Here is a 22,239-nt window from a genome sequence, read left to right as displayed (position 1 = left end):
CATTTATAGAAACCACTTTCTAAGGTTATCTTTGCCTTTTCTATAATAGGTTGATATTCATGAATAATTTAGAGGAATTTTACACCCAACGCGTACAAAAGTTTGATGAGCTTATAGAAGCCTTAAATAAGAAACTATTTTTATTTAGCACGCTGCGGTTACTGATTTTTTTAGGTACTATCGCTGCACTTTATTTCGCTTCGATAAATGCAAAATATGTAGTTGCCGTGTTATTTGTAGGTATGCCATTGTTCTTGTTTTTAGTAAGTAAATACACAAATCTAAAACTTCTAAAAGCTAAAATTGAAGAGTTGCGAAATATCAACTTGGTAGAATTGCAAGTGCTAAAAAGAGACTTTTCTAAATTGCCTAACGGAAAAGAATTTGCCGATGACATTCATTTTTTCAGTCAAGATATAGACTTGTTTGGTGAAGGTTCTTTTTATCAAATTTCTAATAGAACAAAACTTGCTGAGGGTAGCCTTTTATTGGCCGATATCTACAAGGAAAATTCAATAAAAGATATTGAAGAAAAACAAGAAGCTATTGTTGAAATTGGAAGGAATGTAGATTGGCGACAAGAATTCTCAGCTATGGCCGCTCTAACTAAAACAGAAACATCTACCCATACTATTGCCAAATGGTTAAAGGATTATAAGCCATTTGTGCCCAAGGCAATGAAATATATTCCTTTGGTTTTTTCATTATTGTCAGTGGCTATTTTCAGCGCTTATTTTTTAGACCTGTTGCCAGAATCCGCATTAATTTTTTGGTTGGCCTTAGGTATGGTCATTGTGGGTGTCTTTACCAAAAAAGTAACAAATTTGGGACAGAGTGCCACCAAAATGAAATCTACGTTTGATCAATATAATCAGTTATTGGCTATGATAGAGCAAACTGATTTTACGACTGATCTATTGAAAAAACAGAAGTTAAGCATCTTAAGTAATGGCGATGATAATTCTAAAGTGCTCAAAAAATTCGCGTCTCTTTTAAGTAACCTAGACCGTAATAATAATCTACTGTATTTAATATTTGCTAATGGTTTTTTTCTACGGTCACTAACAGACTGTCTTGCTATAGAAAAGTGGATAGATGAACATGGTAAGAGTGTCGAAACATGGTTTAATACTATTGCTTTTTTTGATGCGTATAATAGTTTAGGGAATTTTGCTTTTAATCATCCGAATTTTACGTATCCGACGATTACTAATGACGGAGTGGTATTGAAATCTAAAAATGCAGGTCACCCGTTATTAGACCCAGCAAAAAGTATATTGAATGATATTACTATTGATGGCGGACAGTTTTTTATCATTACAGGTGCAAATATGGCTGGTAAGAGTACATTTTTGAGAACGGTATCACTGCAGATAATGATGGCAAATGTAGGGTTGCCAGTTTGTGCAGAAGCAGTAAGTTATTCCCCTATAAAACTAATTACTAGTATGCGTACTACAGATTCATTGACTGATGATGAATCGTATTTCTTTTCAGAGCTTAAGCGATTACGCTACATCGTAGATGAAATTCAAACAGATCGTTATTTCATTGTTTTAGATGAAATTTTGAAAGGAACTAACAGTACTGATAAAGCTTTAGGTTCACGAAAATTTGTAGAACGATTGGTAAAAAGTAAATCTACAGGGATTATTGCTACGCACGACCTAAGTCTTTGTGAAGTCGCTAATGAGCACCCAGCTGTAAAAAATCATTATTTTGATGCTGAGATAATAGATAACGAATTGCATTTCGATTATACGTTCAAAGATGGTATTTGCCAGAATATGAACGCTTCTTTTCTCTTAAAAAAGATGGGGATTATAGAATAGAAGGTTTTTATTCTTAGATTTAATGTTGTAATCATTTTCCGTCTTTTTTCATGCATAGAATTTCGTTTTTATTCCTTGTGCTTTTTTCAAACATCCTTTTGTCTCAAAACGATATTGGCAATAATCTGGTCAAGGATAAATTCTTGAAATATTTTGAGTTGCCTAGAGAGTCTGTATTTCTGCATACTAATAAAACAACCTATATAGCTAATGAAGAAATATGGTTAAAAGGTTATGTATATGATAGGCATAATAGCAAGCCGTTTCAACAGAGCTCTACAATACATCTTGGACTATATAATCATGAGGGTAACCAACTTAAAACATATCACTTTAGGGCAAAAGACGGATTCTTCAAAGGTAATATAGAGGTAGATTCGGTGTTTGCTAGTGGCACCTATTATCTACGGGCAAGTACCAACTGGATGAAAAATTTTAAGGAAGATGATTCCTATCTTCAAAAAATTGTAATCCTTAATGAGGAACCTTTAAAAAAACCAGTAGCTGCTACAGGATACGATATTCAATTTTTACCGGAAGGCGGAAATTTCATAGAAGACGCTCCTAATGTAATTGGGGTTAAGGTTACAGATAGTAATGGGTATGGGGTAAGAATTGTTGAAGGATCGATTTTTGATATGAACAATGCCCAAGTAGCTCGATTTTCTACATCAATTTTTGGATTGGGTAAATTTAATTTCAATCCTAAAGCAGGTATGGCTTATGTCGCTAAATTAAAGTTTAGTGATGGCAGTATGCAAACTGTGGAAATTCAAAAAGCTGAAAATAAAGGAGTGTCTTTTAGTGTTAAAAATGTTGATAAAGACCGCCTTATAATTAGTTTAACTACCAACAATGCCACAAAAGAGTCTATTCAACAAGAACCATTTTATTTATTAATTCATAGAGATGGTCATGCAAATAGAATTCCTGTTACGTTTCCAAAAAACAAACTATTCGTTTCAAAAATTTTAAACAAAGACATTCTTAATAAGGGTATGAATATCTTAACCCTTTTTGATGTTAATGGTAAACCCATTGCGGAAAGATTGGTGTTTAACTACGCAGATTTGTTAGATAGAAAATTAAATGTAAATAAGTTGGTTGTAGAGGGCGATTCTATAAAGATTCAGCTAAAACTGCAAGAGCCATTTAAAGATTTACTTAACTTAAGTGTCTCCGTTTTACCGGGTAAAACCGTGTCCTACAATCAACAGAATAGTATTTATAGCGCATTTTATTTAAAACCTTATGTAAGGGGGTTTGTAGAAAATCCCAGTTATTATTTTAAAGATGTTACAGCAAAAAAGGAAAACAATTTAGACTTATTGTTAATGACCCAAGGTTGGTCTAAATATGATTGGAATGATATTTTTAGAGGACCGCCAAATCAATTTTATGAATTTGAAAACGGAATAGATTTAGAGGGAACTATTAACAGTAGGGATATTTCATCAACCAATAAACTATTGGTAAGTTTTCCTGACGATAGAAGTACATACTTAGATATATTAGATAATAGATTTCTTATTCAAAAGTATTTTCCTGTTAAAGGCGAAGTATTGAATTTTGCCCTTATTAGTGACAATAAGAAATTGACACAACCCAATATCGATTTAAATATAAGATTAGGTGTAATACCTACTAGAATCAATACCGTCCGGAAAGAAAAAGTAGAGCGTATTGTTGCAGATACTGCTAAAGAAGTAGCAGTGCCAGACTTAATTTATGCCGATAATACCATTAGTTTAAATGAAGTTACGGTGGTTGATAATAAAATTAAAAAGACTGTAGAGAATAACGTCTTTATTCCAAAGTATTTAAAAGGCAAAATGACCGAGGTTACTGAAGATATTGAATTTAATTTCCCTCTAATTAGTGATATTATTAGATCAAGAGGTTATTATGTAAGGGAAGAATTAAGTTTTGGTAGTACAGACAGGGTAATTATTAGAACTAGAACTGTACAGTCTTTTGATTCTAAAAGGTCAATGCCAGTGCCCGTTATTTACTTGGATAATGTACGTTTAACAACTTTTGATTTATTATATAGAATGCCAACCAATGAAGTAGAAAGCTTTTTAATTGACAAGACGGGCGCTGGTGAAGGTGTAAGAGGTTCAGCAGGAGTAATTAGAATTTATACAAGAAGAAGACCTAGAGATTATGATGCTCAGTTTGGTAAAGATGTGAACGTTTTAAACTATAAATTAAAGGAAGGGTTTGAACCTGTCAAGAAATTTTACACACCAAAATACAACTCTTATCTGTCTGATGAATTCGAAAATTTTGGTACCATACATTGGGCGCCTGAATTAAAGATGAATGAAAATGGAATTGCTACTTTCAAAATATTAAACACATTACAAAGAGATATTATCTTTTATATAGAGGGTATGAATGCAAATGGTAATTTAATTTCATCAGAACAAAGTCTTATAATCGAATGATATTTTAAATGGATTCATTAACACAAATTGTTCTTGGCGCAGCCGTTGGGGAAGCGGTACTTGGTAAGAAAGTAGGGAACAAGGCCATGCTTTATGGGGCTATTGCAGGTACGATACCCGATTTAGATGTAATTACGCGGTATTTTTTAGATACGGTTACAGCTACCGAATGGCATAGAGGAGTAAGTCACTCCATTTTCTTTTCAATAGTGTTTGCACCCATATTCGGTTGGTTGGTGTGGAAAATAAATAAAAAAGAATCCGCTACTTGGAAAGAGTGGTCATGGCTCATGTTCTGGGGGCTATTTACGCACCCGGTTTTAGATGCTTTTACTACATGGGGAACACAATTGTTTTGGCCTTTTAAAACCCGTTTAGCATTTCAAAGTGTTTTTGTAATAGATCCACTTTATACGGTGCCATTCATCGTATTTGTTATATTGGCGATGTTTCAAAAACGGACTTCTGATAAGCGCAATAAGTATATAAAACTTGGACTATTAATTAGTACTTCGTATTTAATATTGACTTTGGTTTTAAAAGGAGTAGCTTTTCAAAAATTTGAACAAGCGCTTGAAACTCAGAACATATCTTATCGAGAAATAAATACGCGTCCAGCACCTTTGAATACGGTACTTTGGATGGCTAATATAGAAACGGATGATGCGTACTTAATGGGCGACTATTCCTTTTTTGATTCTCAACCCATATCGTTTACATCGTATCCTAAAAATCATGAATTACTGGGTAAATGGTCTAATAACGATAAAATAGAGCGACTTATAAAAATAACCGAAGGCTGGTATACGATTACCGAAAATGACGGGCACCTGTATTTTAACGACCTAAGATTCGGACTCATTAGTTTAGACGAAAATGAAAACCAATTTGCCTTTAGTTATAAATTAATACCTGATGGTGATGATTTAATTGTAGAAGAAAGACCGAAGTTCAAAAGAGACGCCAAACGTTTAATGGCTGTCCTATGGCAGAGAATGTGGGGTAATTAAACTTTAAAACGGATAACCAATAGCGAAATTTAAGGTCATGTTGTTATCTGCATTCCCAAAAAATGGAGTATTCCAACGCTCATTTTCTGGTAAATAGGGAATGCGAAGTGGCGATGCCAAATCTAACCGAATAACAAAACTTTGAATATCCAATCGAAGTCCGAAACCAACACCTGCCGCAACTTCTGTTAACCAATCTTTTTCAAATTTACCGTCGGTAAACAATGTTTGAGAAAAACTACTCGTCAATTGATCATCTTCAATCTCAGAATAATCACCTGTTAACCATACATTACCTGCATCAATAAAAAAGGCTCCTTTTAAATAAGAGAATAAAGGAAAACGATATTCCACATTAGCTTCTAGTTTTAAATTACCAGATTGGTCAAAATAGTCTGTAGTGGAGTTTTCGGTTTCTGCGTTGAAATTACCGGGTCCTAATGAGCGTATGTTAAATGCACGAACACTATACGGACCCCCAGAATAAAACTGCTTTACAAACGGTAAAGTGGTACTATTGCCATAAGGTACTCCCCAACCTGCATAAACGCGAGAAACTAAAGTTTGTTCTTTTTTCCATCGTAAGTATAGGCGAACGTCGGCATCTACTTTTGCATATTGGGCATATTCTGAACCGAAAATAGTACCGGATCCACCACTAACAAGATTTAACATGTTTCCTGCTAAATCAAAATTTGTATTAAAATAGATTGGGGTTTCTTTTCCAAGGTTAGAGACTTCATCATAGGTGAAACTATATAACAGGCTGGCAATAAATCGTTGCTCAAAACTTTGACTTAAAAACGGATTGTCATCAAGTATGGTTTGAAATTCATCTGTGACATTAGACAATTTCGAATAATTAATGCTAATAGGGTCTAGTGTATGATATACGTATTGATTTTCTTTCCAAGTGTACCCAAATGAAGCGTTAACCGAACCTAATGTAAACAGTTGGCTACGTTGTAAAAAATCTACTCCTAATGAAATTTTAGTTTTAGGTACAGCATATTTAAACCTACTAGGTGAAAATGGTATGGACCTGGGTATAACTAAATCTGCGCTTACACCACCAGCAATACTACTTAGGCTAGAATTGCTACCACTGGATAGTTGCGATTCAAAACTGAAATTGGCTGAAATACTGAATGTTTCCCCGCCATTAAACACATTTCTATTTGTATGGCTCAATAGAATACCAGGCCCAGTAAAACCATTAGATTTAGATACAGCTTGTAGCTCCGCTCTAATAGAGCGTTTCGTTAATGGAGCTAAATATATACTCGCAGCCAAAGAACCGCCATTACCGTCTGTTGCAGTAGTGTCCAACTCAGTGTATTGTATGTTTACATACTTATAACTGCCTAATGCAGACAATCTGTTACTCGTTTGTTTTGAGGTATTGGCATCGTACAAATCACCTTCATTGAAGAGCAAGTAAGATTCTAGTAGTTCTGGTTTAAAATACAGTTCTTTCTGTACAAAATCTATACTGTCTACCTGCGTAACATTCTCTTTTGTCAAGGGCAAGGTATCTCCTTCAATAGAATAATTAGGGTAAACTGTTATGGAGTCAATAGTGTAGGGGATAGAAGCGCGTGCGGGGACATCTTTTTTAAGTCTTAGAAAAAGATCGAACTTTCTATTCTTGTATTGATTTGTGTCTGCTTCAAAAATTAAAAGGTCTTCTTGACTATTATAAAATCCTCGTTGTTTAAGTCCATTGTTTAATCGTGCTCTTTCTGCTTTTAGTAAATCTAAATCAAATCGGTCTCCTTTTGTAAGAGTCGTTTCGGGTAGCATTTTCTCAATTTCTTTGTAGATAGGCAAAGAGTCAGATTCTAGATTGTAATTTTCTAGAACATATGGCTCAAGTAAACTTGCAGAATAATTAACCGAAGCAAAATTACCGTCAATTATCGTTTCAGATTCTGATTGACTATAGAAAAATCCGTTATTATCTAACCTATTTAATATTAATTCTTCTACACGCTCTGGGTTTACATCTGAAAAATAGACAGGTTCTTCTCCAAAAGATTTATTCAAAAATTTATAAAGGAACCCTGGTTTTTCTCGTTGAGCCTTGTAATGAAAAAATAGGGCAGGCTTGATTCCTAAAAATGTGGTGTTAGGGTTGGGTTCAATAAGACTTAGTAATTCTGCTTCTACTTCTTTCTCATCTTTTAGATTGCTCTCTGTTTTAATGTCAAGCGCCGCACCAGTATATAATTGTTCACCCTCAGGAATATATTTTTCAATACCGCAGGAGTAAGCCATCAAGAATACCAAGCAGAATAAGGTTTTATATGTAAGATTATTATTTTTCAAGGTTCTCCTGTTCTTCTTTTTTCTTCAAATCTTTTTTTGAAGGTTTCTCTTCGGTATTTTCTTTTTTAATGGGACTAAATAACTGACTGAATTTATTGAACTCACGATCAAAAATAAAGGCTACACCAGTAACAATAAGCTGCCCGTCTATTATATTTTGATATTCTTGTCTTCTAAAGCCCTTAAGTCTATACGTACCCTCTTCGCTTAACAGATATTCTAAAGTTACATTACCTATAATTGGAGTTTCGGTTTCACTTGATGAAGCACTGCCTTCTACATCTACTGCACTACCGGCAGTCACAATTAATCTGTCGTTAAAAAGCTTTTTACTGGCATTAATGTTTAACTGTGTCCGGTTTTGGGCACTTCCACTTTCATAATCTTCAAAACTATCTAAATCAAAACCTAGCTCAAAACCTGTTTTGCCCAGTAATTTGTCAGAAATTGTATTCAACTCATTAGAAAGAACCTTGTTTACATTGTTTCTGGCAATAGAAATTGCACCGCCACTACTACCATCACTACCCGTTGTTGGGTAAAACCGATTAAGAGCCAATAATGAGAATACCTGTTTGTTCAATTCGGATTCTTGCTCATTTAATTGCTGAATACGCCCATAGACGGCACCTCCAAAACTACCTTGGGCACTTTCTGGCATATCTAAGGCGAAGGATATTTCTGGTTGTGTTAGCTGCCCGTCAATATTCAAATAAACCAAAAAATCTGTGGCTTGCTGGTACGATCCAGATACGTTACTATCTTGCCCGTAACTTATAGATGACATTAATGAAGAAGCCGAGGTTTCAATTTCATAGATGGCCGTAACATCCATTTTAGCGTCATAGGGATCACCGCTCCAAATTATACTACTGCCTTTTTGTAATTTAAATTCTCTACTTACCAAATTGTACAAACTAGTTCTGTAGAACCCTGAGTTTAATTCCAATCTCCCCGATAATCTAATGTCTTGATTAGGGTCTATATTTAAATTGAGCGTTGCAGCACCAGACGCCTGTAACTTATCTTGTGTTTTTTCATCAAGTACTATTGTAAACTTCGCCTCATTTCCTATTTCTAGTATCGTATTTATATCCATTCCAGCAAAAAAGGAATTCGATTTTTCGCCATCGTTACGGGTGAGTATGGCTTCAGGATTTTCACGGTTTACAAAAATTACAACTCCATCTCGCTCTTGAATGTTTAATTGGTCTTGAGGAACAACATAGGTAAGGTCTGTAACATCACGTACACGTATTTTTCCATCTATAACGGGTAATTCTAAATTTCCTTTTACAGTTAAATCTGCCTTAATACTTGTAATTCCGTATACGAGTTCATCATCTCCTTTTTTGGAATTTAATACTCTAAATTGATCCGTTTTAACGGAAAGATCAAAACCGGGATTATTAAAACTCTTTGTAATAACATTTCCGTCTAAAGTTAGTTCTCCTTGGTTAATATCATTTATAGTAAATGAGTTGAACGTAATTTTGTCTTGGTCTATATCTATGAATTGATTGTCTATTGATAATGCAGATTTATATGCTGCCAGTGTGAGACCAAAATCGTTGAAATTTATTCTTCCGGAATACTTTGGTTCAGCAAGTGTGCCGTTTACCAGCAAGCTGCCATCTAAATAACCTTTGGCATCGGTTAATTGTTTATTAGAAAAACCTTGTATAATATTGGCTTCTAGTTTTTGAATGTCGAGCTCCATATTTAAATCTGCCCTATTTTCTTTAGCGGTATAATCTCCTGTTAATGTAAGCTCAGCACCTCCATCTTTTAATGCTAAATCAAAATCATAGTCTGATAATGATTTAGAAGATGCATCTAACGTTAAAGTACCTAACGGACTTTGCATTACCTGAAAATCTTTAATGTCCATATTTGCTACTAGACCAGATGCGGAATAAGGGTTTAGGATAACAAAGTCTCCTTCCACTTTTCCTTTTGCCAATGCCTCATCAGGATTGAAAAAACTTAGAAAGGTTTGTAGTTGAAAGTTCTCAAATAAAATACCAATATGTTCTGTTTGCATTTTTGGAACCTTATTGGAGATTTCCATTTTCTGGGAATTTCTACTCAAGATTACATTTTTAAAATCTGAAAAGGATTCGGCTATAACGATGCTATTATCATCAGGAATCTCCCAGTGCTTTTTATTTAAGATCAAGTCATCTGGATCAATATGAAGCTTTAATGTATCTTTTTGAAAGACAAGTGAAGATTTAATTTTCATTATTTGAACCGTGTCATTTTTAGAAGTAAAATCTAACAGCAACTCTTTGTTTTTAAGACTGCCAGTTACATAGGTTTGCTTTAGGTTAATTGGATCATAAATTAAATCTGCTAGACCCGCAGAGAACTTTAGGTCTATTGAATCGCCTTTTATAAAAGCATTTAAACTATCAACCGAACTACCAGCGTACGCTATATGTGGTACTTTAATTTCGGCAGAAATTTTACGTGTTCTTGAGTTGAAACTTGCATCTATGTTCAAGGAATCTAAATCTTCTACTCCGTCAAAAAATACCTTAGATAAAACAGGAGTAGGTATAACGGCAAGCGCTAGCTTAGCTTCAATGTTTTCATCAGATTCAAAAGTAGAATCTTCTGTAGAGAAGTAATGTTCTATTTGTCTTTTTAGCGCATTTGTAATTCGGTTTGGAGAGGCGTTAGATGCTAATTGACCAGTTAAAAAATTACTGTTGATGGTGACATCGGTAATAGAGTCCTCTATATGGGCTTTTAATGCAATGGTAGATACTTGGTATTGTTCATTGTCGGCAATGGCTATACCATCTTCAATATTTGCGTTTACTGTAAAATTAGATGGCGTGCCAGTATAATTTCCATTGACATTGGCAGCAATTTTAATATTGTTTTTTGTAAGTCCTAGTTTTTGTAAATCTGCACCTATAATATTTGAAGAAAAAACAATATCGTTCACTTGCGATGAAAGCACAAGGTTAGAATTGACCTTCATATTCAAATTAGGGTCATCTATGTTTGCTATAATTGTACCACTACCATCTTTAAGTTTTCCTGTAATGGCTATCTCATTATAAGCATAACCGCCATATTGAATTTGAGAAATACTGCCATCTATATCCGCATTGAAATTGTTTAATTCAGAACCTGATCCTTTGCCGTTTATTTTAAGAGATAATTTCCCTAATTGTTCGTTCTGTAAAAGTTTCCCTAATTGAAGACTGTCTAAAGAAATAGCACCATTGAATATTATGTTTTCTCCATAATTTACAAGTGCATTAATTTGTGCTGATCCTTCCGGAATTTTGATATTAAGATTAGGTTTCACCCAAGTAAGTCCGCCAGATAAACTTCCTTCCATGTTGATGGTTTCAGGAATGGAAATACTTAATTCTTTAGATGATATTATTTTATCAACAGCTTTTTTAGTGCTTTTGAAGCTAATATTGTTCAAATCGTATGAAAGGGAATCTGTATCGGTAAGATTTCTAATACTACCATTTGCGGCTATTAAAGTTTCAGGTCCCCATTGTAATTGGGTATTAAAATCGTTTACTTCTTTTAAACTTCCTTGCGCATTTAAACTTCCAATTATTGGGTGCATTGAAAGCGAATCTAAGTACTGGTTTTGTACTAGGGTCGGTGATAATTTCTGAACATCTTCCATCTCTAGAATAAGGTCTGAAATGGATGCTGATAAAGTGGTTTTTTCAGGACTTCTTATCGCTCCATTCAATGAATTGAAATTGATGTTTAGGTCTGCCTTAGCAGAACTTTCATTCATTTGAAATACCATATTTGAAAGAGAGGCTTCGGTATCTGTTAGTCCGGCTTTAAATGCTAATTGGTCCAAACGTATTCCACTTGGTTCTGAAAACGAGAATTTAGTAACACTTAAATCAACCTTTTCAGGTTCGTATTTAAGATTTTTAGCTAGAAGTTGAAACTGTTGAATTTTAAATGCGTTTGGGTTAAAAGCGTTTACATCTTGCTTTTGATTATTTAAAGTGTAGCTAATTGTGTTTTCTGCTAAGTCTATATTATTTGCGGCAATTATAAATTCTGGCCATTTAAATTCTTCATTTTTAGTGGTAACGGTATCTTCAGACACAGCGTTGGTCAACTGAAGATCTATCTGTGAATTTTGAAAGATAAGGTCATTTGTCTCGTATCTGTTTTTAGAAACATCTGCCAGTATTTCTGTTAATTCAACAGTTCCAAGATTCATGTTTGTATTTATCCCATCTGGTTTATTGTTATAAATGATATTTAAATCATTGAGATTAAATTCATCAACAGTTATAAATGGTAGTTTGCTAGTAGCGGTATCTTCAGTTACTGGAAAAGGATGAGATTGTAGGTAAGTGAATTTAGTATTATTTATAGCTAAATCATCCAATGCGAACTTCATTGCATCTAGGTCAAATTTAGTAACATCTAACGCTAGATCTCCCAAGACAAGTCCAATATTAGTTCCTAAATAGGCGTCAGTATAATCTAGTTTCCAATCGGTTAAATCTAAACTACCTACAGAAATATTCATAGGTTCTGCTGCGGTGGCAGTAGTATCGGTTGTTGTTGTTAAAGCGTCTAAAAGAAAAGTGAAGTTGAACTCTTCTGGATTGTTACCTCTACTGATGTTTGCCACTACACCTTCAGAAACAACACCGTCAATTGAAAGTTCATTTTTAAAAATTACAGGGTATAACGGAATGTCTGCTTGAAGGGATTTTGAATAGAAAAGCGTGTCACCTTTGGTATCTTCAAGGTAGATGTTTTCTGCTTGTATATCACCAGAGAACGTAAGGTATATAGTACCAACTTCCACCTTCGTATTCGTTTTATCAGAAATGTAAGAAGTGACTTTGGATACGATTAAATTTTGAGCCCAAGGAGTTCTTACAACCAAAACCAAAATAAAAAATAGAAGTAATACTCCGAGAATTATTTTTCCTAAGAGTTTTAAATATTTTTTAATTTTTTGATTCTTTTCGGTCATATGGTAAACACTAAAGGATTGAATTCTATCATTCAATTTTCAACTATGATATTCTATGAACCTAGTTGTGCCATAAAACCTGTAACGATTATAATTAGTAGTACTATTATTATCATAAGGTTATAGAACCTTCTCTTCTTTTTCTTGGTTTCTTTAAGTGATGCCATAAAATGCAAAGTTAAGTCTACCAATATATAAAATTAGCTTATTTGCAACGAAGATTATCGGTATTCAACATTATGAATGTAGCATACTAATCTAATATCGAACAAATACCTACAGATGAAATGATTCATCGATACTTATTGTTCATTCGTCTATACTTAATTTGACTTAGTCTAAAGCGACAAATTTTAAAGTCACGTGCGCAATATCTTTGAAGTGTAATTAATGATTGAAGAATAAGTTTAGTGTTACTAGTTCAAAATTAATTCTAGAGGCTAAGCCCATAAAAATTTTAATAGTTGTTCAGGTAGTTCCCCCAAACCGAAGAAGGCCAGTAGAAATATTGGTCTTTTTTATTTTAAGCCTTTTGTTTGAATGTTATGAAAACTGTCTGCTTGTAAACGTAGCAACTCTTCTGCTTTTTTCTTTTTGTATCCGTAAAGTTCTTCTTCTCCCTTTAGATCTTCATATATTTTCTGATTTATTTCACTATCAGTTGAAGCGATGAGTTTTCGTTGGGCCAGTTTTTGTTCGACCCAAGTAGAAAGAACGCTTTCTTCCTCTTCTAATTTAATATCATATTCACCTTTAGGTGCTAATAATTTGGCAATTATAGGAGAAGTTTCAATTGCTAAGAACAAAAGAAAAATAAAGAATGATGGTAGCCATGGCAATTCGTCTAAAGCGGTAATTCTTGCCATTAGACCATCAAAACCATCTATAATTGGTTGTGAATTTTTGACTACTTCTGCATATTCAATATCTAATGTGGCAATTTGAGATTCTAAGCCTGTTATTTTATCGGAAGTTGCTATTTTTAATTCTTGTAGTTCAGCAAGTGCAGCATCATGTTTTTCTCGTTTCTCAGCATACACAGGACCTTTGCCTAATAATTTAGTGCCTGCGGTTCCTTCTGCTTCATTTATATAAATATCATACAATGCATTGGTCTCTGCTTCTTTGGTAAGGACTTCTGCTTTTAAAAGAGCTATGTCTTGATTTAATTGCTCAATTTTTGGAGTGTATTGCAAGGCTAACTGATCTTTGTTCGCCAACGTAAGCTCATTTTTTTGCTCCAATAAGACTTGATTGATTTCTTTCTCGAAAATTTTCATTTCCAAAGGTTTCGATATAACGATTGCAATGATTACCGCTAGAATAATACGGGGTGTAGCCTGTAAAAATTCTTGACCAATATTATCTCGTTTTTTAATGGTTGAAACGATAAAACGATCTAAGTTAAAAATTAGAAGTCCCCAAATGATCCCAAAAAATACAGCGGCATATACATTGTCAAAGACGGTAAATAGGGCATAACTACTTGCAATAAATGCCATAACAGCTGTAAAGAATACGGTAGCGCCTATACCTGCATATTTGTTTTGTTCTCCTTTAGAGCAGGTGTTTAACAGTTCTGCATCCGCACCTGAGCAGAGAATAAAAAATTTTTGTAGCATTTTAATTTGTTTTTTGATTGATGATGATGTCTATTGGATGAACGTAACTATTCCATTTTTGGTACGCAAAAAGCCCTCGAAAAGAGGGCTTTAACATATGTTTGACGTTCTTGTTATTCGATTGTTACAGGTTCTTTGGTAATTCTTACTTCTGCTTTGCCGTTTTTCTCTCTAGATTCTATATTTAAATCTTTGTTTTTCTTTAGCAATTCTATAGCCTTGTCAGATGAAATCTTTTTATCTTCATATAGGAAAGTAGCTCCCTTTTTTGCCATGGATATAACATAATCTAATGGAGACGGCGGAGTAGGAGGTGGTGGAATATTGCTTATATCTCCTTTTTTGACATTAGGACTTGGTGGTGGAGGGATATCACTTTTTTCTCCTCTATGAATAAAAGGTGCATTTGGTGCTGGTGGTGGCTCAGGGAAATTAGGAAATGGTTGCGCTGATATCTTTTGCTCATCAGACATTATTTCATAGATATTTGTTAGCTTATCAACATCAGATTTCATGATACGAATGTTACCGCCTTTTGATATCATGGTATTGTATTTTTTTGCTAAGATGTTATAGTCTGCCATTTGCGTTTTTGTAGCAGTTTCTTGATATTCTTTTTTCTCGTTAAAAACTGTAATGCTTTTAGTTCCTAGGTTCCTAAGTTCCTTTGATATGCTGTCTATTAAAACTGAATCTAAAATCTCTTTTGTGTAAATCTGAACTCCTAATTTTTTTTGATTTATGGCAGCTGTATATTTTGAATTTAATTTTTCTGAAAGTTCAGCAAATTGAATTAGTTCATCATTAAACCATATCTCGTTTTCATTTTTAATTTCTAACCATGCAATTTCTAGTAGTGGCTCGTTATAAATATCTAGTTCAAATTCTTTGAATACATTTTTCCTACGAATTACTTTTGCCTCTTCTACTGTTTTACCATTATATACACTTGGTTTATGTCCGTTTATACCCGATGTTTTATTGCTAAAATGTTCTATTTTAGTAATACCAGTATATTGAATTTCTGATTGAACCCGTTCAATTAGCTTATACTGATTTTCATCATAAAGAATATTGGCAGTTAGGTAATTCCTAATGATATAAGGTTCTAAGTTTTGGTTTATTTTAAAAATCTCCTTTGACAAATTCTCTAATAATACAGGATGATCATTGACTAGTAAATTTCCTGTTTCAGTGATTTCTATGTTTATATCCTTAATTGTTTTGTGAACTATTATATTTTTTTGACTAAATCCGTAAAGCATGATTGCTAATAGGGGTAACAATAATAAACTTCTTATTAGAAAGCCCTTTTTCGATGTTTGTTTTTTCATGATGATAAATCGTTTTTTGATTGATGAATAATTAATGGCATTTGCAATGCCAACTGATTGATGAACATTATAGTTGCCGTTTGATAAGTACGACAGTAAGGTGTGTTGATAATTTAATTGGTCCTCGTTATTTTTAAGTACAGCGCTATCGGCTAGAAATTCATGATTTAGTTTTATACTCTTTTTAAAAAAATATAATACAGGGTTAAACCAGAATAACACTTGTAAAAACTCTATTAGCAATACATCTAAACTGTGTTTTTGTAAGGCGTGTGTTTCCTCATGAAGTAGTACAGAATTGGGAATGCTTTTGGTTTCAAACTTGTGTTTATTCAGAAAGATGAAATTGAAAAAGGTATGAGGTGGAAGTTGCTGTTTTAGTAATACGTTTGTAATAGAATTTTGCTTCAGTTTTGGGTTGTTGCGTATACGAGACCATAACTGTATGAGATGGCGAATGAATCTAAACCCGAAACCAACAACACCAATTCCATAAATTGTCCAAAGAGCTAATGACCAATTCAAAGGTGATTGCGCAACTTCTTTAGCTATGTTTTGATTCTCAATATTCTGTTCTATAGCTAATACTTGGGTAGAAACATCGCTAGGTTCTATCTCAATATATTCGGTAAAAACTATGCTAGGTATTATGAATGAGGAAACCAATGCTGCTATTAAAAAAAATCGTTTAAACTGATGCATGCTTTCGTTTTCTAACAATACCTTGTAGAAAGTTAGAAAGATTGCCATACAGGCGGTAGATTTTAATAGGAAGATAATCATGCTTATTTTTTTAAGATTTCATTATCTATTAGTTTTTTTAAATCTTCCAATTCTGCTTTGCTTAAATCAGTTTCTTGGGTAAAAAACGATGCAAATTGACTGGCGCTATCGTTGAAAAAATTCTTAATTAACCCGTTTACATGTTTAGAGAAATAGTCTTTCTTTTTTACTAATGGAAAGTATTCTCTACTTCTGCCAAAGCTCTTGTAATCAATGAACTTTTTATCGGTCATTCTTTTCAAAAGCGTAGCAACGGTTGTTGTTGCCGGTTTTGGTTCTGGGTAAGCATCTAGCAAATCTTTCATAAATGCCTTTTTTTGTTTCCAGAGAATATTCATTAATTCTTCTTCCGATTTTGATAATTGCATTTTCTACAAATTTAGAGCGTGTTCTACAAACATAGAACAAATATTTTAATTCTACAAGTGTAGAGGTTAAATTAATTTTGCTTTAGGGATAGTAGTGAAAAGCCCGCATTCGCTTTTTGCGAAGCGTACTTGTAACGTATAGCCCGACCCCAATTCTTTGGGGAAAGGCCCTAACGCCCCATGAAAAAGATGTAAATTTGAAACCTAAAACAACCAATAATGAGTGTAAAAGATGATTTGGAAGCACGTAGCGGTTCCACATGCGAGCTTTGTACAGGTACCAATAATTTAGAAGTTTTTGAAGTGGAGCCAGTTTCTATTAGTGGAGTAGATTCAAGTATTTTGGCATGTGAGACTTGTCGTACTCAAATAGAAGATCCGGAGCAAATGGATGCCAACCACTGGCGATGTCTTAATGATAGTATGTGGAGCGAATATGATTCTGTGAAAGTTGTAGCATGGAGAATGCTATCTAGATTAAAATCTGAAGGTTGGCCTAAAGATTTATTAGATATGATCTATTTAGAGCCTGAGGCTTTAGTTTGGGCAAAAGCAACAGGAGAAGGTTTAGCAGAAGCTGATAAGATAATTCATAGAGATGTAAATGGCGTAATTCTAGAAAATGGTGATAGCGTTGTTTTGGTGAAAGATTTGAAAATAAAAGGATCTAGCCAAGTTGCCAAACAAGGTACTGCAGTACGTAGAATTTCTTTAGACCGTGAAAATGCAGAATATATTGAAGGAAAAGTAGGACCAACAATGACGGTTATAATTACTAAGTACGTTAAGAAAATATAGAACTGTTTTATAAGGTTCTTTTAAACGACGAAGCAATCTGTTTATTTGGAGTTCCAAATGCACAGATTGCTTCGTTTTATTTAAAAATAACGTTAATGCGCTATTACTTTTTAGACATTTCAGTGAAATACTCATAGAAATAAGGAATAGTTTCAATTCCTTTTAAGTAATTCCATACTCCGAAATGTTCGTTAGGGGAGTGTATGGCATCACTATCTAGACCAAAGCCCATTAAAATAGTTTTACTGCCTAACTCCTTTTCAAATAAAGAAACTATGGGTATACTACCACCACTACGTTGCGGAATTGGTTTTTTGCCAAATGTAGTTTCATAAGCTTTTGAAGCCGCTTGGTAGGCAATGGTGTCAATAGGGGTAACATATCCTTGTCCGCCATGATGAGGTTTCACTACTACTTTTACACCTTTAGGGGCAATAGACTCAAAATGAGTTTTGAACAATTCTGTAATCTCTCTCCAATCTTGATTTGGAACCAGACGCATAGATATTTTAGCAAATGCTTTGCTTGCAATAACTGTTTTTGCACCTTCGCCAGTATACCCGCCCCATATACCATTAACATCTAATGTTGGTCTAATAGAGTTTCTCTCATTTGTAGAATACCCTTTTTCACCATACACAGATTCTATATCTAACGCATTTTGATATTTTTCTAGACTAAAAGGAGCTTTTGCCATTTCTGCCCTTTCCTCGCTTGAAAGCTCTTCTACCTTATCATAAAAACCAGGAATTGTAATATGATTGTTTTCGTCGTGTAGACTAGCAATCATTTTGGTTAAAATATTTATCGGGTTAGCAACCGCACCACCGTATAATCCGGAATGTAGATCACGGTTAGGTCCGGTAACTTCTACTTCAACATAGCTTAACCCTCGTAAACCTGTTGTAATTGAAGGTACATCATTTGCGATCATGCCAGTATCGGATATTAAAATAATATCATTTGCTAGCTTTTCTTTATTTTCAGCAACGTAAATAGCTAAGTTATTACTACCAACTTCTTCTTCACCTTCGATCATGAATTTTACGTTACATGGTAATTGATCGGTTTTTACCATCAACTCCAATGCCTTTACGTGCATGTACATTTGTCCCTTATCATCACAAGCGCCACGTGCAAAAATTGCGCCTTCAGGATGCTTGTCTGTTTTTTTGATTACCGGTTCAAATGGTGGTGAGTGCCATAAGTTAATTGGATCTGCCGGTTGCACGTCATAATGACCATATACTAAAACGGTAGGTAAATCAGGATTTATGATTTTTTCACCATATACAATTGGATATCCTGCAGTTTCATGAATTTCAACAATATCGCAACCTGCCTCCTCTAATCTCATTTTTACTGTATCTGCAGTATCTAAAACATCTTGAGAAAAAGCAGAATCTGCGCTAACAGACGGAATCTTAAGTAGTTCAATGATTTCATTTAAAAATCGGTCCTTGTTTTCCGATAGATAATTCTTTACGTTTTCCATGTACTATTTTATGTGACTTTTGATAAAAGTACAAAAAGCGTAATTTTTAAATAGCTAAAATTTAGAGAATTGATTTTTTGCGTTATATTTGCACCCCGATAATCACTATTTTTTGATTTAGGAAAGTATGCAGGCGTGGTGGAATTGGTAGACACGCTAGACTTAGGATCTAGTGCCGCAAGGTGTGAGAGTTCGAGTCTCTCCGCCTGTACAACAAGGGAAAGCCGACTTTTAGGAGTCGGCTTTTTTGGTTCTGGGTAACACATAGGTAACACAATCCGATATTTTTCTTTTGGATATTTTAGATGATACCATTTCTAACTATTTGAAGTCAAATTAATAGTTTTTAGTCTTTTATAGGTGTTTCAGGCACCAGTCCCAAATCTTACCATAACTTACCTGCGCATGGATCCTGTGGAATTTTTGTAGTGTTCCGGCAGATAAGCGTCAAGCAAAAATTCCATAGGGCGCATACTACTTTTGATTTAGAACACTATCCTTTTTCTGTATCCATTTCTGGTACGATTCGTAATGCTGCGGATATTGGTCAAAATATCCTTTTAAACTGGAGATTACTTCTTGCTCTCCCTCGGTAAATGCCTTTTCCTGTACTTCCCCGATTCGGGAGAACTGTAGCGATAGGTATCCTATGATAACCAAGGAAATAAACCAAATCGCGTAATGAATCCGTAATTGTATCCTTGGAACCAGTCTTGCTTTTGAAATCTGATTCCTGATATCCTGAACCGACTCCTGAAGCCTTTCGGTATTCACCTTCTCGGAATTCCGATGCTCTTGGAACAATCGTTCGATTTTTGAAGTATCGGGCATTACTTTGATGTTGTCCGTATTTTGGGTCAACTTTTCAAATCTATCGATGGACTGGTTGAACCCATCCAACTCGTCGGTGAGTAGTTCCATCACCTCGTCCAGTTTTTTATATCCCATAGCTTTTTGTTTTTAAAATCCAATTCCGGTATCGATGGCCCTTTTGATCGTTTTTTTGATGATGTTCTTGGCAATGCTTGTGGCTAAATTGGTACTCATTTCCAAGGTTTTCCCTAGTAGCTGGACTGACTTGTCCACCATTATCGGTTTTGCTATACCTTTATTCTGGGAAAGTTGTGCCATGATCCTACCTCCGGACATGGAGCGGTGTACCTCGCTTGCCTTGAAATTATGGCCCTCATATTGGAACCGGAAGCCCTGTAATTTATTGGCCCGGTTTATTGTCGGGGTGACTTCCACATTCCTTTCTTTCATGGCCTTGATGTAGGAGTCTAATGTTTTTGGCCTTTCGGTTTCCATTATCCTTTGATGGATGTCCTTTATTTCAAGCCGGACCTTTGTGGAATCCAGTTCCTTTTCCAATTGTACCTCCTTGACCGTGGTCAGTCCCATTTCCTTCGCTACGTTCTCGGCGGCCAGTTGGCTCCGCTTCCCAATAAAACTGTCATTGTAGGCCTTTCCATCAAAACCGATACGGTTCACGTACAAATGGACATGCATATGTTCCTTGTCCCTATGGACAAAGGCGATGGCCTGTCGTTCCTTCAGCTGCATTTCCTTGACGAACCTTTGGGTTAGTTCTCCTAACTGTTCCTTGGTAAGATTCTTACCATCTTCCTGTGTCGGACTGAGTATAAAGCTTAGGGTATTCTTTTGGCAGCGGATATTCTCTTCTTGTATCAGTTTGAACTCCTCGGTGATCTCTCTAGGACTGTTTCCCGCCAGATGTTGGCTAAAGACGATTTCCGCATCCTTCTCCTGGTTCCAACCGTAATCGATACTTGTTCCGGTATGTGATATGGATGTTCCCTTGCCAATCATTATTTTGTTTTTTTGAAATTATAAAGGTGTGTTCGTATTTCTTCCGCCAGTTGTGCAACCTCGCTGGCCAGTTTAGGGTTATGTTTCCTGAACATGTTACCTATTCGGGTAAAATTCCCCTTGTACTTCACCAGCATTTTATAATGGGCTAATTGTTCCTCGGTCAACCGTTCGATAACGGTATTGCCAAAAGCAGAGCTGCGGCAATATTCGGAGAGGGAAATACCTGCACGTTCCGCCCTTTTTCTGAGCAGTTTTTTCTCGTAGATGGAGCATCTAAATTTGATATACGTACGTTTCATTTCTTTTTTACTTTGCGACCAACGGGAGTAAAGCGAGTTTGTCTTTGTGGCAACAAAGACACATCTCGCGCTTACTGACCAAGTCCCTTTTTAACACTTTTTACCAGCCATTCGTTGACATCCTTGAATCCTTCGTAAAGCATAGATTTGTCCAGGCAGTTTTTGGAACGGGCCATCAACTTTTGCGTCGCTCCTTTTCCATTTTGGTCATTGTCCAAATACAGGTCGATTTGGCTATAACTATCAATAATCTTCATACCTTTCTTTAGAAAGGCAGTAGAGTTCAAGACCAGAAAATCATATTCCAAATTTGATCCTTCGGTACCCTCTAAAATCGATAACAGGTCGAACATCCCTTCGGTAACGATGAGTTTTCCGTTTCCATTTTTGATATGGGTAATATCCTTGGGCGAACTACAGTTTTTATAATATTTGTTCCGTAGCTCCCATCCGCCAGAACCGTTCTTCAATCCTATGGCGAAGTAGCGTCTTCCCTTGTTCAGGTAATGAACTTCCATACAAATGGCCGCTGCTGTCGAAATGGAAATCCTTCGTTCAAATAGATATTGTAACAGACCATAGTGCCGGATAGGCCGTGCATGAAAAATCTGTATTCCATAATGGTTATCGTTGCTTAAAACTGGCCGCTGTTGAAAAGAGAAAGAGGCTTGGTCCTGTTCCAAAAACCTTAAAGTTTCCTTTACCGAAGATTTGGTGATTTTACACACCAGATCGATAACATTTCCTCCGATTCCTTCCCCATGGTCGTACCATCTATTGAGTTTCTTGGACACCTTGAAAGAGGCATGCGTTTCTGAGCGAAGAGGGCTTAGGAACCAAGCTTCTTTATCGTTTGTCATGGTCGGAAAGTGCCCGAGTTTTGCCAGCGCCCTTTCGATGGGAAAAGCTCGGGCTCTTTCACACGATAATCCTGTAGTTCTTTTTTCTTTCATAAGCCAAATGGTTTTACCTATTTTTTTGATGATATGATGACAACACCTCCCAAGGCCCCTATAGTATTAGGTTTCCCCTGTCATCGTTTTGTCATCACGTCATCGTTCTTCTTTTTTTACAAGCATTTCCGTCATCAT

14 protein-coding genes and 1 tRNA gene are annotated in these 22,239 nt (G+C 35.2%); 5 read left to right on the top strand and 10 right to left on the bottom strand.

Annotated elements, in window-relative coordinates; translation table 11 throughout:
* Nucleotides 1-59: 59 nt before the first annotated feature.
* From P178_RS0104280 to P178_RS0104270, 3 genes are all read left to right on the top strand, one after another.
* On the top strand, nt 60-1,832 hold the full coding sequence (locus P178_RS0104280) for a MutS-related protein (RefSeq protein ID WP_027065056.1): 1,773 nt from the start codon (nt 60-62) through the stop codon (nt 1,830-1,832).
* A gap of 98 nt (nt 1,833-1,930) precedes the next feature.
* Complete coding sequence (locus tag P178_RS0104275) at nt 1,931-4,282, top strand: hypothetical protein (RefSeq protein ID WP_027065055.1); 2,352 nt, start codon at nt 1,931-1,933, stop codon at nt 4,280-4,282.
* Nucleotides 4,283-4,290: 8 nt separating this feature from the next.
* Complete coding sequence (locus P178_RS0104270) at nt 4,291-5,292, top strand: metal-dependent hydrolase (protein WP_027065054.1); 1,002 nt, start codon at nt 4,291-4,293, stop codon at nt 5,290-5,292.
* Between the two features lie 3 nt (nt 5,293-5,295).
* Here P178_RS0104270 and P178_RS0104265 read toward each other — a convergent pair whose 3' ends face one another.
* The 5 genes from P178_RS0104265 to P178_RS0104240 all read right to left on the bottom strand — a co-directional run bounded on the left by P178_RS0104265 (nt 5,296) and on the right by P178_RS0104240 (nt 16,723).
* Complete coding sequence (locus P178_RS0104265) at nt 5,296-7,620, bottom strand: BamA/TamA family outer membrane protein (RefSeq protein WP_036145708.1); 2,325 nt, start codon at nt 7,618-7,620, stop codon at nt 5,296-5,298.
* Complete coding sequence (locus P178_RS21420) at nt 7,610-12,616, bottom strand: translocation/assembly module TamB (protein ID WP_036145706.1); 5,007 nt, start codon at nt 12,614-12,616, stop codon at nt 7,610-7,612. The genes P178_RS0104265 and P178_RS21420 overlap by 11 nt, the downstream gene beginning before the upstream one ends.
* Before the next feature lie 518 nt (nt 12,617-13,134).
* Nucleotides 13,135-14,238, bottom strand: coding sequence for a DUF4407 domain-containing protein (locus P178_RS0104250; RefSeq protein ID WP_027065052.1), 1,104 nt, complete (start codon nt 14,236-14,238; stop codon nt 13,135-13,137).
* A 113-nt stretch (nt 14,239-14,351) separates the two neighbouring features.
* A complete protein-coding gene (locus P178_RS22555; protein ID WP_051638166.1) occupies nt 14,352-16,355 on the bottom strand; it encodes a M56 family metallopeptidase in 2,004 nt (667 codons plus the stop codon).
* Between the two features lie 2 nt (nt 16,356-16,357).
* On the bottom strand, nt 16,358-16,723 hold the full coding sequence (locus P178_RS0104240; protein ID WP_027065051.1) for a BlaI/MecI/CopY family transcriptional regulator: 366 nt from the start codon (nt 16,721-16,723) through the stop codon (nt 16,358-16,360).
* Between the two features lie 219 nt (nt 16,724-16,942).
* Between P178_RS0104240 and P178_RS0104235 the strand changes: the two genes are divergently transcribed.
* On the top strand, nt 16,943-17,521 hold the full coding sequence (locus tag P178_RS0104235; protein WP_027065050.1) for a PhnA domain-containing protein: 579 nt from the start codon (nt 16,943-16,945) through the stop codon (nt 17,519-17,521).
* A 103-nt stretch (nt 17,522-17,624) separates the two neighbouring features.
* Here P178_RS0104235 and P178_RS0104230 read toward each other — a convergent pair whose 3' ends face one another.
* Complete coding sequence (locus tag P178_RS0104230; protein ID WP_027065049.1) at nt 17,625-19,016, bottom strand: dipeptidase; 1,392 nt, start codon at nt 19,014-19,016, stop codon at nt 17,625-17,627.
* Nucleotides 19,017-19,145: 129 nt separating this feature from the next.
* Between P178_RS0104230 and P178_RS0104225 the strand changes: the two genes are divergently transcribed.
* Nucleotides 19,146-19,227, top strand: a tRNA-Leu gene (locus tag P178_RS0104225).
* Nucleotides 19,228-19,490: 263 nt separating this feature from the next.
* On the opposite strand, the gene P178_RS0104220 is transcribed toward P178_RS0104225, so the two are convergent.
* The 4 genes from P178_RS0104220 to P178_RS0104205 all read right to left on the bottom strand — a co-directional run bounded on the left by P178_RS0104220 (nt 19,491) and on the right by P178_RS0104205 (nt 22,101).
* Nucleotides 19,491-19,964 carry a DUF6730 family protein gene (locus P178_RS0104220; RefSeq protein ID WP_027065048.1) on the bottom strand — a complete coding sequence of 158 codons (474 nt, stop codon included), beginning with the start codon at nt 19,962-19,964 and terminating at the stop codon, nt 19,491-19,493.
* 12 nt (nt 19,965-19,976) lie between these two features.
* Nucleotides 19,977-20,846 (bottom strand): relaxase/mobilization nuclease domain-containing protein, encoded by an 870-nt coding sequence (locus P178_RS0104215; protein ID WP_027065047.1) that lies wholly within the window; start codon nt 20,844-20,846, stop codon nt 19,977-19,979.
* Complete coding sequence (mbpA, locus tag P178_RS0104210; RefSeq protein WP_027065046.1) at nt 20,846-21,148, bottom strand: mobilization protein MbpA; 303 nt, start codon at nt 21,146-21,148, stop codon at nt 20,846-20,848. The genes P178_RS0104215 and mbpA overlap by 1 nt, the downstream gene beginning before the upstream one ends.
* A gap of 71 nt (nt 21,149-21,219) precedes the next feature.
* Nucleotides 21,220-22,101 (bottom strand): toprim domain-containing protein, encoded by an 882-nt coding sequence (locus tag P178_RS0104205; RefSeq protein ID WP_027065045.1) that lies wholly within the window; start codon nt 22,099-22,101, stop codon nt 21,220-21,222.
* Nucleotides 22,102-22,239 lie beyond the last annotated feature (138 nt).

Source organism: Maribacter sp. Hel_I_7, assembly GCF_000688315.1.
Taxonomy (GTDB): Bacteria; Bacteroidota; Bacteroidia; order Flavobacteriales; family Flavobacteriaceae; genus Maribacter; species Maribacter stanieri.
The sequence above is the reverse complement of the archived record's forward strand: the minus strand, read 5'-3'. Positions and strand labels throughout refer to the sequence as shown.

What these genes read in the sequence shown, in the direction of transcription:
- P178_RS0104280 (WP_027065056.1), top strand. Translation starts at nt 60, where the DNA reads ATGAATAATTTAGAGGAATTTTACACCCAACGCGTACAAAAGTTTGAT.
- P178_RS0104270 (WP_027065054.1), top strand. Translation starts at nt 4,291, where the DNA reads ATGGATTCATTAACACAAATTGTTCTTGGCGCAGCCGTTGGGGAAGCG.
- P178_RS21420 (WP_036145706.1), bottom strand. Translation starts at nt 12,616, where the DNA reads ATGACCGAAAAGAATCAAAAAATTAAAAAATATTTAAAACTCTTAGGA.
- P178_RS0104250 (WP_027065052.1), bottom strand. Translation starts at nt 14,238, where the DNA reads ATGCTACAAAAATTTTTTATTCTCTGCTCAGGTGCGGATGCAGAACTG.
- P178_RS22555 (WP_051638166.1), bottom strand. Translation starts at nt 16,355, where the DNA reads ATGATTATCTTCCTATTAAAATCTACCGCCTGTATGGCAATCTTTCTA.
- P178_RS0104240 (WP_027065051.1), bottom strand. Translation starts at nt 16,723, where the DNA reads ATGCAATTATCAAAATCGGAAGAAGAATTAATGAATATTCTCTGGAAA.
- P178_RS0104235 (WP_027065050.1), top strand. Translation starts at nt 16,943, where the DNA reads ATGAGTGTAAAAGATGATTTGGAAGCACGTAGCGGTTCCACATGCGAG.
- P178_RS0104230 (WP_027065049.1), bottom strand. Translation starts at nt 19,016, where the DNA reads ATGGAAAACGTAAAGAATTATCTATCGGAAAACAAGGACCGATTTTTA.
- P178_RS0104220 (WP_027065048.1), bottom strand. Translation starts at nt 19,964, where the DNA reads ATGGGATATAAAAAACTGGACGAGGTGATGGAACTACTCACCGACGAG.
- P178_RS0104215 (WP_027065047.1), bottom strand. Translation starts at nt 20,846, where the DNA reads ATGATTGGCAAGGGAACATCCATATCACATACCGGAACAAGTATCGAT.
- mbpA (WP_027065046.1), bottom strand. Translation starts at nt 21,148, where the DNA reads ATGAAACGTACGTATATCAAATTTAGATGCTCCATCTACGAGAAAAAA.
- P178_RS0104205 (WP_027065045.1), bottom strand. Translation starts at nt 22,101, where the DNA reads ATGAAAGAAAAAAGAACTACAGGATTATCGTGTGAAAGAGCCCGAGCT.